This window comes from Microbulbifer agarilyticus S89 (genome assembly GCF_000220505.1).
In the GTDB taxonomy this organism is placed as follows: domain Bacteria; phylum Pseudomonadota; class Gammaproteobacteria; order Pseudomonadales; family Cellvibrionaceae; genus Microbulbifer; species Microbulbifer agarilyticus_B.
The window spans coordinates 14,509-30,869 of the sequence record NZ_AFPJ01000023.1 but is presented as its reverse complement, the minus strand read 5'-3'; the positions used below and the strand labels follow the sequence as shown (position 1 = coordinate 30,869).

General features: G+C 56.0%; 2 protein-coding genes. Both read left to right on the top strand.

Annotation, left to right across the window (positions count from 1 at the left end; all coding sequences use genetic code 11):
• The first annotated feature begins 213 nt into the window (after positions 1-213).
• The gene (locus AS89_RS17075; protein ID WP_158217345.1) at positions 214-11,121 is read left to right on the top strand and encodes an isopeptide-forming domain-containing fimbrial protein; all 10,908 of its coding nucleotides are present in this window, start codon (positions 214-216) and stop codon (positions 11,119-11,121) included.
• Entirely contained in the window at positions 11,121-16,340 is a 5,220-nt protein-coding gene (locus AS89_RS0106395; RefSeq protein ID WP_010131631.1) for an OmpA family protein, read from the top strand. Before AS89_RS17075 ends, AS89_RS0106395 begins: the two co-directional genes overlap by 1 nt.
• Positions 16,341-16,361: the final 21 nt, after the last annotated feature.

Below are 16,361 nucleotides of genomic sequence, written 5' to 3'. Positions count from 1 at the left end.
CGTGTCATCGCAATTGAAAACAACAGTTATTGTGAATTGTGTGGGGAAGGTCAGGTCTCTGTACGAGTAAGAAACCCCTCCAATGAAACTTTGGAAAACCTCACTCTGACCATGGATCTAGATAATCCTCGGTTGGAATATGCTGGTGGTTTTTCGATCAGCGGTGGTGCTGTTACAGGCGGAATCCCGAGCGCAGGCGACGACAGTATAGCGGTGAGCCTTTCAGACATACCCGGCTCTCCGGGCAGTTGTGATAGCGGAAGTTCCTATAGCGACGTGTATGACAATCAGTGTGAATATATTGATATTAGCTTCAATGTACGCAGCCGGCCGGGACAAGAAGAAAACCTCGTTGCTACGCCCTTATCACGCAGCGTGATTGCGCAGGCAAGTTTCGACTATTGTGGGGCTGAGACGGGTAGTGGTAGTGACAGCCAGGTGCTCGAGCTTCGTGAACCAGAACCGTCTATCCAGAACCAGGGGCGAAATATTGATGCCGGGCAAACCAATTGGTCGAATGATGTATATGGCAACATCAATGACGATGTAGTTTGGCGGGTCCGCATCAACAACAATGGGCAAGCGGACATGCAGGATGTCCGTCTGGACACTATGGTGCCAAACCCAAATACGGATATTGAGTATGCATGCCCTACACAAGCTTCGGCATTGGCGGTGGCGAACAACAATGGTGTCGCTCCAAGTGGGTCTTCTTGTATATCCGCCGGCCAGACGCTTGACGATTTTGAGCTTATAAATCCCTTCGGTGGTTCGGGAATCGTGGATGTCCCGGTGGGTGGGTATAACGTGCTCTACCTGGTGGGTAAAGTTACCACCTCGTGCGAAAACAGCACCAATACTGTAGGAGATTTGCAGTGGGGCTGTGAGGTAACCGGCAATGGTGCCGGTGGTATCAGCTCTGCGGTTGCCGGTAGCGTAGGTAATCAGCCTGAAACTGAGGACATGATTACTCTCTCCGACAGTAATTTGGATGTTGATGTAGAGATTACCGGTACCAATACTGCCCAGCCCCTGGGCGCCTCAGGCTTTGTTACGATCACAGTGAACAACCAAAGCGGAGGCTCAGTCAAAAACATTGTATTGAGCAATGATCTACCCGATGAGTATGTTGTCGATACGACTTATACCCCCCAGATTTTGTCGGCGGGGACAGGGCGGAATTATGACGGAGGCCACGGAGCGAATTATGCCTCGTCCTATCCAGGTATGGTCGATACGCTTGAATGGCGTGTTGGTGCCAACTGGAACCAGTGGGATGCCGACCCCTTAAATAATAATCAGCCTCAATTTCGCTTGTTGAGTAGCGGGTCTCACCCCATTTATTCCGACCAGGAAAATATGATGCGTCATGGAGATCAGGTGCAAATCCGTTTTCGCATCGTAACGGTTGAGCGCGATTTCTATGATGTGGCCGCCGAGCTGGACTTGGAGGTCGAGTCGCCAGTCAGTGTGCCGGCTACCGATCCAGATAGTAATGTCGCGCTCGCCGCTAATGCCCTGACAATCGAGTACGAAGACTTTTGTAACCCGGGCACTACTCGTGCGTTCGCTGTCGATACACCTGTGACGCCAGATCCAGAGGATCTGGATTTATCCACAGTCCATCCCTTATATATCGTGCGCGATAGCGGGACCACCGAATTGAGTGTGGATATCACTAATAATGGTGGTCACGATGCGGATAATTTCACCGTTTATGTGACTTTCGGTGAGGCAATGGCGGTCATCGGCAATGACCGCGGCTGTATTGCGTTGGGTAATCCAAGTGCCGGCACTGTGCCCGGCCACCCAATCTGGAATAAGCCCGCATACTTGCCGAGCTCATCCACCGTTTTTGCCTGTACGGGGACAAACCTAGCGGCCCCCATCGCTCCGGGTGGCACCGAGCGGGTAACCTTCGAAGTGCAGAAAAATCATGCAGCTGTGGATGATGACCTGACGTTCCGTGCGGATGTAGTCGGTGAAATCACGCTGCATGATGGTACGCCACTCGATTTCCCAACACCTACATCATTGGTTGATACCACGCCATCCGCGCAACTGGCCAATAACTATTCTCTCGATGGCGTGCGCTCGAAAGTTCTCGGTTTCAACCTGTTGAAGTCATTGGTGCCCGGCAGTTGTACCGAGTTGGCGGCAGGTAATCGCGCGGGTGTGGAAGAGAATATCCTGATTGGTGAAGACTGTCGCTTTGAAATCTATGCTGGTGGCTGGTTCGGCTTTCAAACCCCTGGTTACACACTTATTGAGGTAAATGGCATTTCTGTTAGTGATGATATGCCTGATGGCCAGGGATATATCAGCCACACTAACCTGCAGTGTAGCGACGCGAACTTCCCGAACTCTGATACAGCCTGTGACGTGCATCTGTCAGGTGCCAACGAGGCCGGTGGGTTGAATGACCCGTTGAGTGAAATCGACTTGCAGTGGCGCTTTGTCGATACCATCAACGTGCGCAACCGCTGGTTCCTCGCGGATATGACCACTCGCCTGCTGAATGATCCGGTCGACACCGTCGCTGCTCCCAACCAGCATGCGGCCGTGAGTACCGATTATGCGCGTGCTGTGTTTACTGCGGTTTACGATACCGAGAGCATCGTGATCGACAATAGTGGCGGCCGCCCCAATATCCCCGGCTACCCGGAAGAGGCGGATTGGCGTGAAGACCTGACGGTTGCAGAACCCGAATTTGAAATTGAAAAACTGGTGTGTAACGAGACCACCAGTGGCGGCTGTGCCAGTGACAGTGATTTTGCCGATAACGCCGAAGGTACTCGGTTCGATACCTTTATCTACAAAATCACCGTTAGTAACCGTACCAGTGATAGCGGTGTACCGCGTGCTCCTGGTTACGACCTGGTTGTTATCGATAATCTCGATGCCCGCGGCCAAATGTGTGTGCAGGATTTTGGTAGCGATGGCCTGGATAACGATGGGGATGGCAGTGACGAAGCCGATGGTACCCAGGAAGGTTTCCTCGGCACAGCACCTTTCCAGAACGATTACGATATTCCCACGCATTGTAACGATGGCGGCACACCTGCGGTAATTACGTTCCGTCACGATCTTTCTGATGCGCTTAAGCGCCTGAATGCAGGCGAGAGTGTTTCCTTCCTGTATCGTGTGGCACCGCACCAGTCGGTCGCACCGTTGCAGCCGTTCCTGAACACCACTTTCGCGCGCTACGATTCCCTGGCGAACGCATTTGGTAACCAGAACGTACCGCAGCTCGAAAGTGATGCAAATCTGGATGGTTTGGGGGATGACCTCGGGTCTCCGGACAATAGTGGGCGCGCGCGGCATTACCAGACCGAAAGCACCACTGCGAATATGCAGATAATCCCGGTGGAAACCCAGCCCAAAGAGGCGGTGACTAGTGCGACCATCGAGGCGGCTCTGGTAACCCCAAGCAGCGCCGATGGCAGCGCCCTCGTTGTGGGTGAGGAAATTCGCTATCGCCTGACCGCACAGATTCCGCCTTCACGTCTGCGTGAGCTGACGATTACCGATACCTTGCCGGAAGGATTGCGTTGTACCGATGCGCCAGAAGTGGATCTGGATGCGATCGCAGCGGCGTCGGGAGCGAGTTTCGAACCCGGCGGCCAGTTTACGATCGCTAATGGTGGTATTAGCTGTAACAACGACAGCATTACCTGGAATTTTGGTCTACAGGATTTGACCACCGCAGGCGGCCGCCGCCTGGACCTGCCGGTAGACTTTTTCGCGCGGTTGGAAAACAGTGCGCAAACCAATGACGGTAATGTCATCACCAATGGTGGTAGTGCAACCACAGCGGAAGTTTCCTACATTGATGAAACCGGCGCGCAACAGCGTATTGCGTTTGAAAGCCATAGTTTCACGGTGCTCGAACCGCAAATTGCCCTGCAGAAAGCATTTGATGTTACCAATGCCGATGCGGACGATATTCTCACGGTGACCGTTACCGCAGAAAATATCGGTTCTGCCTCTGCGTACAACCTGCAGGTGTTGGATGATCTCGTGGGAAGTCGCTACACCTATGTCGGCAACATCGGTGGTAACGACCCTCCCGATAGCGACAATGATGGTGTGAACACCAATGCCCCGACCTTCGCCTGGGACCGCAGTAATAGTGATTACGCCATTGCCCCCGGTGAATCCAAATCCTTTACCTTCCAGGTGCGCGTTAACCAGGATGTCGCACCGCATGAAGTCCTGTCCAACACTATCAAAAGCCGCTGGCAATCCTTGCCCGGTGATGATGTTGCGTTAAATAGTAGTGGTGTGATCGGCAACGATGGTGAAATTGACGGTATGCGCATCGGCGCGTTGCCGAATCTCGGCGATGCGGTGAACGACTACGAAACGACTGCAGACGCCGAAACCGAAGTATTGCCACTGACTATAAGCAAATCCGACCTCGACGATACCGTGGTCCCCACCATTGGTGCGCACAAGCATTTCCAGCTTGAAATACTGCTGCCGGAAGGGATCACTACCGAGGTGTCTGTTTCCGACGTGCTTAACGCCAATGGCACTGGCTATGCGTTGACGCACAATAGTGATTACGACATTACCTACGAGTTTATCGGTATCGACGCCATTAATGGCGAAACGCCGTCCGAGGCAGCGCTTACCGGATTCCCCGCCGACGGTACCACCACGCCAGGTACGGTTACCTGGGAAATCGGCACCGTGGATACAGCCCACGAAGATGATGTGACGGTCAATGATGTGACCCCCACCATTCGCATTCAGTACTTTGCGCGTATTAACAATGATACCGGTACCGATGCGGGCGATAGCCTGGTTAACACTGCCACGCTGAATTATCTGAACCCAGTGACCGGTGTGGCAGAGTCATTGGGTGCCGCGGCCCCGGCAACCACCGTGGTTGAACCACTGCTGCAACTGGAGAAGACCGTTGCCAACCTGACCAATGATGGTCAACCGGCGCAAGGCGGTGACGTGCTGGAATATACCCTGCGGGTTACCCACGCCGGCGGCTCCTCGGCCGATGCCTTTGATTTGAATCTGGTTGATACGTTGCCGTCGGAATTGCAGCTGGATGACAGCTTCACGCCGACTGCGCAGATCGATACAACAGATGTGGCCGGTTTTGTCGCTGCGCCGTCTGGCGCGCCCCTGGGGCCGCTGGTGTGGGGCAAGGGCAACAGTGATAACAGTCTCGACCTGCCACAGGGCAGTGAACTGGTGCTGGTGTATCGTGCCCAAGTGCGTTCGGTCTTCGGTAATCCGATTAACAACAGTGTGACGTTGGACTGGAGTTCGCTAAACGAAAATGTTGCCGGCGAGCCGGAGTTTGAACGTCACGGTAATGGCTGCCCGACCGTCACCGCCCCGGACGACTATTGTGTTGGTCCGGTGCAGGCCAGCATCATCACCGAAGACAATACGGCCATCGACAAATCCGTTGTGGAAGATACCGATACGGATTCCGACATTGGCACCCTGCGAGTCGGTGACTTTGTGACCTACCGTCTGCAACTGAGCTTGCAGGCAGGCACCACGCCGTCTGTTGCAGTGCAGGATACATTGCCGGCGGGTCTCGTATTTGATGGGGTCGTCAGCATCAATGGCGACACCAGTGCGCCGTACGCGCCGAGCAATGGTTTCGACTATGGCGAAATCCCGGCCAGCGCGGTGCCCGCACAGGGTGCGGAGGGTGTGATTAGTTGGACGATAGGAGACGTTACCCGCGATTTCTCCGCGAGCTCGCCGCTGATCATCGAATACCGGGTAAAAGTTGCGGAAGACAACGGCATTAGCCACGTGCCCTCGCAGTCCCTAACCAATACCGCACAACTTACCTACGGCAGTGACTCTCTGGAAGATACTGCGCTGGTAACCCTATTACAGCCCGTGATCGACAGCCTCGAGAAAACCGAGCGCAGCGGTAAACCGAACCCATACAACAACATCGACCTGATCAACGATGTCATGCAGTTCCGTTTGCACGCATGTAACGTGGGCGATGCACCGGCGTACAACCTGCAGCTGACCGATAATCTGGCGATGGAAATGGATGAATCGTCCATAGCCAATGTACAGGTATCCATCGACGGCGCGCCGTTGATGGATGGTGACTATAGCTATACTGCGCCGACCGCGCGTGGTGGGGATATGGTGTTTAACCTGGGTGTGCCGGTGCCCGCAGGGCTCTGCCTGGATATCGATTACGACATCGGTTTCTATCAGGATGTGGGCGGTGACCAATCCTGGGTGAACACCTTCACGGTAGATCAATATTGGTCCCTGCCCGATAGCAGTGGCCAACAATATGGCCCGGTTGACCTGCCAGTACCTTTCTCCATGAGTACTGCGGCTGCGGTAGTGGAGCCACTGGTGAAAACGCTACTGCTGCCGGCCGATGGTACGGCGACGGTTGGCGAGCAAATTCATTATCGTATTGCGGTGCCGGGTGTTGCCAATGATGCGGTGGCGCTGCGCAATGTACAGGTGATCGATACGCTGCAAAGCCTTGGCGATATCGTGCTGTTCGAATCCGCCACCTTAAACGGTGAGGTGTTTGATCCGGTAGTGGATCAGGCGTCCGGCACCATTACTTTTGATATTCCTACCATCGCTGTTGGCAGCGTGGCAGAAATTGAGATTTTTGCGCGGGTGGCCGACGTAGCCACCGCTGTCGCGGGAACGGAAATCATCAATGCCGCCGACTTTACCTATGAAGAAGGGGGCGTAAACCTGCCCGGTGGCGGTAATGATGTGCGCTTCACCATTGTCGAACCGGACCTGATCATGGATAAGACCGGCCCGGCAAATGTACAGGCGGGTTTACCTGGGCGCTTTGTACTGGATGTGCATAACACCGGTGAGGGCAGTGCCTATGAGGTAACCCTGACCGATATTCTGCCGAGTGCCGGTGACGCAGGTGAGCAGGGCGGTATGTGTGCAACGCCGCCGGAGAATATTACTGCCGAATTGCTTGATGGTGCGGGCAATAACGTTAGTACGCTTACCGCCGGTACCGACTTTACCACCAGTTACGATGTGGATAGTTGTACCTTGATTGTCACCACGCTTGGTGACGGGGGCGCGATAGCCGCAGATCATCACTTGCAGCTCGCTTACGATGCCTATCTGGATGTCGACACGGAAAACGGTGCAGCATTAACCAATATCGCTGGTGCCACCCAATGGTACGGATTACCGTCTACCGAGGATCTGCGCCGGGTTTACGATCGCACGCTCACCGATGGTTCGCCAAGTGTGGTGGACTTTGAAGATGCGTTGACGATTAGTGCGCAGGTTCCGCGGGTGGCATTTGCCAAGTCTGTGGAAAATATCACCCGTGGCGAAAGCCCGGCGGTTAATGCAAGCCCTGCTGACCTGCTGCGCTACACGCTGACACTGACAAATGAGGAAGACGTTGCGGTAGACGATTTCAGTGTGCAGGACGATCTCGGTAGCCTGAATGCCTTCACCGCATTCACATCGGGCACACTCAATATCATTAGCGCACCGACTGGTGCAGACAGCAGTGCAACCGATGCTACTGGTGGCACCAATAGTGCGGGACTGCTGGATGTTCGCAGTCTCAGCCTTGCCGCCGCCGGTGAGCCTGGCGATAGCATTGAGATTGTGTTTGAAGTGCAACTTGCCACGGTTATCGACAACGGCAGTGTGGTACTCAACCAGGCGCGACTTGAACTGCCGGGACAATCGGCGTTTGTCAGTGATGATCCAAACCTGAACGGTGTGGAAGACCCGGATGTTGCTGGTGACGAAGACCCGACGCAGGTCATTATCGAGTCGGCGCCAGTGTTCAAAGTGGAAAAAATCTCCGAAGACCTCACCGGCGAGCCTGACAGCCTGATGCCCGGTGACACCCTGCGCTATACCCTGCGTGTGGAAAACATTGGTAATGAAAACATGCGTGAGGCAAGCCTGAGAGATCAGGTCCCTGCCAATACCACCTATGTTGCCGGTTCCACCTCACTGAATGGTGCGGCACTGGATGATATCAACGGCAGTACACCACTGGCCGAAACGCTGACTATCCAATCACCCGGTGCTGATTCGGGTGAATTGCTGGCGGATCCGAGTGCATCCGGTGCACAGGCTGCGGTGATTATTTTTGATGTCATTATCAATGAGGTGAATGACGGCACGGTTATTTCCAACCAGGGCTTTGCCAATGGCGTTGGCGTCGGAGTGAATGCCGGCGGGGAAGATGTTCCCCTGGATGAACAGCCCTCCGACGACCCGACTACTGAGGTCGTCGACGACCCCACCATCGATATCGTTGGCAATGTGCCGCTGGTCCGTGGACACAAGACGGTTGAGCTGGTGGTAGACAATATGACTGCCGGCATTGTCGATCCGGAAGACGTGCTGCGCTACACCATCGTCATTAGCAATTTGGGTGGCAAAGACGCCAGTGAAGCGCGCTTTATGGATCTGGTGCCCGAGTACACGACTTACGTCGCGGGTAGCACGACCCTGAATGGCTTCGCTATGGCCGACGACGGTGCCGATTCACCACTGGTAGCCGGTATTGCGATCAGCAGTGATGACCTGACGCCGCCGCTACCCGTGGGGACCGATGGCATCCTGACGACCGGGCAGGCGGCGACTATCGTGTTTGATGTCATGGTCAATGCCGATACCGAGCGCGGCACCATTATCAGTAACCAGGGCAATATTTACAGCCTAGAGGTGCCCCTGACACTGACGGACGCGGATGAAAACAGCAGCAACGGTGCCCAGCCGACCGAGGTCGTCGTGGGCGATGCGCAGCAGCTCTCCATCACCAAGGAAGTGGCCGTGGTTGGCGGCGGTGCCGCGGAGTCCGGCGAGGTGCTCGAATACATCGTGCGGGTTACTAACATCAGCGCGGTGCCGGCGAGCCTGGTCACTATTTATGACGATCTGCTGGTTGCCGGTGAAGGTGTACTCACTTACGTAGAGGACTCCGCACTGCTTAACGGTCAGCCCGACGGCATCATGGTCGATGGCTCGCTCATTACCGTCGACTACAGCACCAACTATGGCGACTTGCAGCCGGCGGAAACCATTACTTTGCGTTTCGAGGCCAAGCTGGGCGAAAACCTGGCGATGGGTTACACGGTGCTGAACACCGCGCAGGTAAAATGGAACGATCCTCCCGTCTATAACGAAGCGACGGTGGCCATTGATATTGGCGGTACTCCGGGCATCGCCAACCTTGCCGGCTACCTCTGGCACGATGTGAATTTCAATGAGGCACTGGATCCCGAAGAGTCCGTTCTCAGTAACTGGAGTGTAGAGCTGTATTTCAACAATGCCCTGCTGGAAACGGTGCAGAGCGATGAAAACGGCTACCTCGTGTTTGATGGGCTTGTGCCGAACATGGACGGTGCGGATGCCCCGGGTATCAGTTACGAGATTCGCTACCTGGCACCCAATGCCGGCGGCACCACGGCTTCACTGGGTACGGCCAGTTCAGATTTCACCAACGGGCCGCAACAGGTGCTGAATATTTATGTGGAGTCCGGGGCCAACCCGCAGAACCTGAACCTGCCGATTACCCCAAATGGTGTGGTTTACGATTCGGTGTTGCGAGCTCCGGTGAATGGTGCGCGCGTTCGCCTGTTAAGTGCCTCCAGTGGCCAGCCGCTGCCGGAAAGCTGCTTTGATGATGCCAAGCAACAGAACCAGGTGACGGTCACCGGTGGTTTCTACAAGTTTGACATCAACTTCAGCAGTGCCGCCTGTGCCATTAACGCGGACTACCTGATCGAAGTGGATGTGCCCAGCGAAGACTATGTGTCCGGGCCATCGCAAATCATCCCACCGCAAACAGGTGTGGATACCGGCAGCTTTGATGTGGCGGCGTGTATCGGTAGTGCCGCGGATGTGAACTCCGCAACGCCAGACCACTGTGAAGTGCAGGCGTCGGTGACCCCGCCGCCGGTGGATGTGGATGCACGCAGTGCGGAGACGGATTACTACCTGCGTCTGAATCTGGATGACAGCAACCAGCCGGGTAGCAGCCAGTTGTTCAACAACCACATTGCACTGGACCCGCAACTGGAAGGCGCGCTGGCGCTGACCAAAACAGCGGCCATGCTGAATGTAACCCGCAGCCAGCTGGTGCCGTATACCATCACCTTCAATAACTCGTTGCCGGTACCGTTAACGGACTTGCAACTGGTGGACTATTTCCCGGCTGGTTTCAAATACGTTGCCGGCTCCGCAAACCTGGATGGTGAGCCTGTAGAGCCCGAGGTCAATGGCCTGCAGTTGCAGTGGCCCAACCTGCGAGCTGAACCAGAGCAAATTCATAGTATGAAGCTGTTGCTGGTTGTGGGTTCCGGTGTGGGTGAAGGCGAGTACATCAACCGGGCGCGTATGTTCAATGAACTGTCTGGCCAGCAGACCTCCGGTGAAGCATCGGCCACGGTACGAGTAGTACCCGACCCGACGTTCGACTGTACCGATGTGATTGGCAAGGTATTCGACGATAAAAACCTTAATGGCTATCAGGACAAAGGCGAGGGCGGCGTACCCGGCGCACGTGTAGTGACCGCCAATGGCCTGAAGGCAACTGCAGACGCGCACGGTCGTTTCCATATCACTTGTGCGGCGGTACCGAACCCGGACCGCGGTTCCAACTTTGTACTGAAACTGGATGACCGCAGCCTGCCTAGTGGCTTCCGCTTGACCACGGAAAACCCGCGGGTGCAGCGCGCTACCCGCGGCAAAATGCTGGAGTTCAACTTTGGCGCTAGCCTGCACCGTGTAGTGCGCCTCGACCTGGCTGAAGCGGTATTCGAGCCAGGAACCAGCGAGTTGCGTCCGCAATGGCAGTCGCGTACCGAGTTGCTGCTGGAGCGTTTGCAGGAGGCTCCGTCCCTGCTGCGTCTGTCCTACTTGGCAGAAAATGAAAATCCGGCGCTGGTGCAAGCCCGTCTCGAAACTATCAAGGCGCGTATTGCCGAAGACTGGGCAGCGTTGGATTGCTGTTATCCGCTGAATATTGAAACCGAAGTTTTCTGGCGCCGAGGCGCGCCGCCCGCACGCGGCGGTGTGCTGGACGAGCTTAGACAAAGTATTAACCGCATGATCGGAAGTGAAGATCAGGGAGGGGCCCGGTGATGTTTCGTCCTTCACAAAAAAAACTGGCGATGATCATTGCCGCTCTCGCTGGTACCTCGGCCTTTGCTCAGGAAGCCAGTCAGCAAGATGTTTCCTGGTGGCAGAAAATTCCCGGGCTTTCGCCACAGATTGAAAGTACCGCTGACTACACCGATAAGCCGCTCGGCAGTAATACCGAAACCACCCTGATACCCGCTGTTGGACAGCTATGGGTGCAGGATGCGGAATCGTTTATCTCCCCTGAAAAGGCGGTATTGGAAAACGATGTGCTGCCGCCTCTGCTGTACCGGGAAGTGGACGATGAACTGCCTGCGGAATTAATTGCACAGCTGGAAGAAAAGCTTGCCGCGCTGGAAAACGCACATGAGCTGCAGCTGATTTTTACCGGCCATACGGACACCAGCCCCCTCAGCGAAGAGCAGCAAGCCGAGTTCGCGGATAAAAACGCCTTTGCGCTGGCACGTGCACAGCGGGTTGCGGAGTACTTCCAGGCCGCGCTCGAGCTGCCCGACGATGCCATCGTGGTTGAGGCGCGCGGTGATAGTGAGCCACTCACGGAAAATATTACCGCGCAGGGGCGCGAACTCAATCGCCGCGTAGACCTGACACTGCGCTATTTCGAATTGGACCAGCAGGCCCGGGATGCCCAGCGTCGTGCCGAAGCACTGCAGCTGAATCGTGTGCAGGTCTGCCGTCAGGAAACCGTGTGTAAGCTGCGTTACAGTGATGGCTCGGACCAGCGCGCGCGGCTGAAGAATCTGGTTTCCCCGCTGCGCCTGCAGCCCGGGCAGGTGGATCTGCCTGCTGGGTTTGTCCGCCGTATTCAGGAGGTGCGCAGTACCTTGCTGGATAAACCCAATCTCACCATTCACTTTGTCGGCCATACCAATGCGGCGTCTTTCCCGGAGGGCCCGGCCGAGCTATATGACGATCAGACGGCCCTGTCGCGCGCTGAAGCGCGGCGGGTAGCGCTGGCGGTAGCGGATCAATTGAATCTGCCGGGTTACATGGTGACCAGCAGCGGTAAAGGTGCGACCCAGCCGGTCGCCGCCAACGACACCGCCAAGGGGCGCTCCCTCAACCATCGGGTAGAGGTTGAGTTCTGGTATGACGACCTGCTGGAAACGACTGCCGATGGCGTGCAGGCATGCCCCGAGTCTGCCACCGCAGAAACCATCACCATTGCGCATGAGTCGCCCACCGGTGAGGTGCCGCCAATTTTCCACAATAGCGGTGATCCGCAGATCTCCAGTGCCCAGCTGGCGCAGATGCAGCGGCTCATGGAGGAAGTGGCAGGCAAATCGAATGTACGCCTGAGCTTTGTCGGCTACAGCGATAACCAGCGTATGGAGCGTCGCGAGGCCATGGTATACGGCGATGACGTGGGCCTGTCGTCTGCGCGCGCTCAAAAAACCATGCGCGCAGTACAGGAAAAACTTGGCCTTGAAGACAGCCAGGTTGAGTTCCACGGGCGCGGTTATGTTGAGTCCAAGGACGTGGTGCAAACCGGGTTTATCCACATGGACGGCGCCCGCGTCGAGGTGCAGGTCTTATATGACGAGCTGGCCATACTGGCGGAGCAGGACCGACTGGAGATTGAACGCCTGCAACAGGAAGCCGTCGCCCATAATCCCTATGCGCTTAATTTGATGCGCATTACCGTGGACGGGGCACCGGAATACGACCCACACAAGAATTCTGCGGACTTGCAGCGCTGTACCGACGTCGCGCTCGAGCAAGCCAACATCCAGTTCCGTTTTGACAACCAAACCATGCAGCCGCGCCTCAACGTAACGGCGTTCCCCAGTACCATTCGCTACGCGGATGACCCGGAAACCGAACTGGTGGAAAGCCGCGTATCGTTCAAGCAATACATGAATTACCCGGCGTTTATTACCCGCGGGGAAGTGCGTATTTTTGAGGAGCAGCAATCGCTGCGCGACGCGCCTCTGGCGGTGGTGACACTGGACCAGAATGGTGAAGGCGAATGGGATGCCGATTTCGAAAGCTTTCAGGCACCCCTGAAAAAACTGAAGTATGTGCTGCGGGTTTACGATTGGAAGCAGCGCTTTGATGAGACCCGCCCGCAAACGCTGTGGCTGGTGGATAATTTCGAGCCGCAGCCACAGCAAAATACCACGGCCAACGAATTGCTGGTGGGGTATGGGGAAAACCGCTTGGCTGAACAGAATATTCCGGTAAGCGGTAACGCGGTGCTGGTCAATGGCGCAGAAATTCCGACCAACCACAGTGTGTGGTTGGCGGGCAGGGAGGTGCCGGTTAGCAACGACGGCACTTTTGTCGCTGAAGAAATTTTTGCCAAGGGGCTGCACACTGTGGAAGTGGCGGTGCTGGACGAACATGGCAACGGTGAATTATTCCTGCGGGACCTCGAGTTCAACCGCGACGACTGGTTTACCGTTGGCATTGCCGATGTGACCATCGCCCACGACGACACCAATGGCCCGGCGGCGCTGGTGACCGGGGATGAAACCCACTACGACAATTCCGCAAGCTACGACGGTCGCCTGGCGTTCTACACCAGCGGCAGTTTTGGTGAGGGCTGGCGTCTGTCTGCCAGTGCGGATACGGAAGAGGGGCCAATCGACGAGCTGTTTTCCAACTTCATGGAAAAAACGCCGGACGCACTGTTCCGTCGTCTTGATAGCGACCTCTATTACCCGACGTTTGGTGACGACTCCACCGTAGTGGAAGATGCACCGACCTCCGGCAAGTTCTATATCAAACTGGAAAATTACGACGACTACGGCCTGTGGGGTAACTTCAAGGCGTCGTATACCGACAATGAACTCGCGCATATCGACCGCGCGCTGTACGGGGCCAACTTCCATTTCGAAACCGATGATCTTACCGACTTCGGCGACAAACGTTTTGAGGTAGATGCATTCAGTGCCGAGCCCGGTACCATCGCTGGTCGCGATGAGTTCCGGGGTACCGGCGGTTCGCTGTATTACCTGCGCCACCAGGATATCCTCACCGGCTCCGAACGCCTGCGCGTGGAAGTGCGGGATAAAAACTCCGGGCTGGTATTGGGGGTGAAGAACCTTACACCGGTCATCGATTACGATGTGGATTACATTCAGGGGCGGGTGGTCCTGAATCGTCCACTGTCGGCAATTGCTGGCGATAATCTGATTATCCAGGATGGCTCCTACAACGGTAACCCGCAGTATCTGGTTGCCCGCTATGAATACACCCCGGGTTTCGATGACTTGGATACCCTGGCGGTGGGCGGTCGCGCGCACTACTGGGCTGGTGATCATGTGCGTATTGGCGTGACTGCGAGCCAGCAGGATGAAGAAGACAATGAATCTTCGCTCAATGGCATTGATCTGACCCTGCGCAAAACGTCCGGTACCTGGATCAAGCTGGAAACGGCCGAGAGCCAGGGGAACACACTGGAAAGTCTTTCATCACTCGATGGTGGTTACAGCTTCAGTCAGGGAAATCTGAGCGATTCGATTGACTCTATTGAACCAGTCGACCCGAACGCAAAGGCCGGCGCGAGCAAAGTCGAAGCGGCGATGCAGTTGGACGACTTTTTCTCGGGAGCGCGCGGCTCCGTGTCAGTTTATGCGCAGCAGCGGGACGCAGGTTTCTCCGCACCCGGGCAACTGGTTGCCAGAGAGACTGAGCAATACGGCGGCGCGATCAATGTGCCGATTGGCGAGCGTTTTGATGTAGCGCTTAAAGCCGATAGCAAAGAACAGCAGCAGGGCCTGCAGACCGCAGCGACCGATGTGGAACTTGGATACCGTCTGAGTGACCACTGGCGTCTCGCCGCAGCCGCCCGTTCGGACTCCCGGGAAGATCTGTCACCGGTGGTACCGCTGACGCAAAAACAGGGCGACCGTACTGATGTGGCCATCCAGGCCGGTTACGACTCCGGAGCCAACTGGAGTGCATTTGGTTTTGTACAGCGTACCGCTGAGCTTTCCGGCAGTCGGGAGGAGAATAACCGGATTGGTTTTGGCGGCGCCTATCGGGTGAGTGATCGTTTTACTGTAGATAGCGAACTCTCCGGCGGCGATACCGGTACTGCTGCCAGTGTGGGTACCGATTTCCTGGTAACCGACCGCACCAATCTTTACCTGAATTACACCCTCGACAATGAGCGTACCGACACCGGGGTGCGTGCGCGCAAAGGTAACCTGAATAGCGGCTTCCGCAGCCGCTTCTCGGACACCACCAGTATTTACGGTGAAGAACGCTATACCCACGGCGATGTGTCTACCGGCCTCACACACGCGCTGGGCGTTGATCTGGCGCCCAGTGACAAGTGGAGTTACGGCACCAATCTTGAGGCGGGTACCCTGGAGGACCCGCGCACCGGGGCGGAAACCGAGCGTCGCGCCATGGGTGCGAGTGTGGGCTTTAACGACGACGCCTTACGCTGGTCTACCGCGGTGGAGTACCGGGTCGACAATATCCAGACATTGAGCGTATCCACGGTCGACATCGTCGAATCGCCGAGCGAGATCACTGCTGGTGAGCCCGTTGATCAGCCAGTTGAGCAGATCATTGAGCAGTCGGTATTGGAAAACGAGCGCAAGACCTGGCTACTGAAAAATGCCCTCAGCTATCAGCTGAGTGCTGACTGGCGCCTCGTCGGCAAGCTGAATTATTCCGACAGCGAGAGTTCTGCCGGGCAGTTCTATGATGGCAAGTTTACCGAGGGGGTTATGGGCTACGCCTACCGCCCGGTAGATAACGACCGCTGGAACACCCTGTTGAAGTACACCTATTTTTACAATGTGCCCACATCCGACCAGGTAGTGGTGACTTCAAGCAGCCGTAACAGTGCGATCGATTTTGTGCAAAAGAGTCATATCTTCTCTGTGGACACCAACTACGACGTGACGCGTCGCTGGACTCTGGGTGCCAAGTACGCCTACCGTCTCGGCCAGTTGAGCATGGAGCGGGAAAATCCGGAGTTCTTCGACAGTACCGCGCACCTGTATGTGCTGCGTGCGGACTGGCACTTCGTCAACCAGTGGGACCTGCTGATTGAAGGGCGGATGCTCGACCTGCCGGAAGCCGGTGACCGCAGAAGCGGCGCATTACTCGCGCTCTACCGCCAGATGGGGCGTAACTTCAAGGCTGGTGTTGGGTATAACTTTACCGACTTCTCCGATGATCTGACCGATCTCGATTACGACAGTCAGGGCGTATTCATCAATATGGTGGGTAAGTTCTAGAGTCGACCAGTCCACTGGGCT

Bases quoted from the DNA above. Each gene is read 5' to 3' on its own strand.
- AS89_RS0106395 (WP_010131631.1), top strand. From the start codon at position 11,121: ATGTTTCGTCCTTCACAAAAAAAACTGGCGATGATCATTGCCGCTCTC.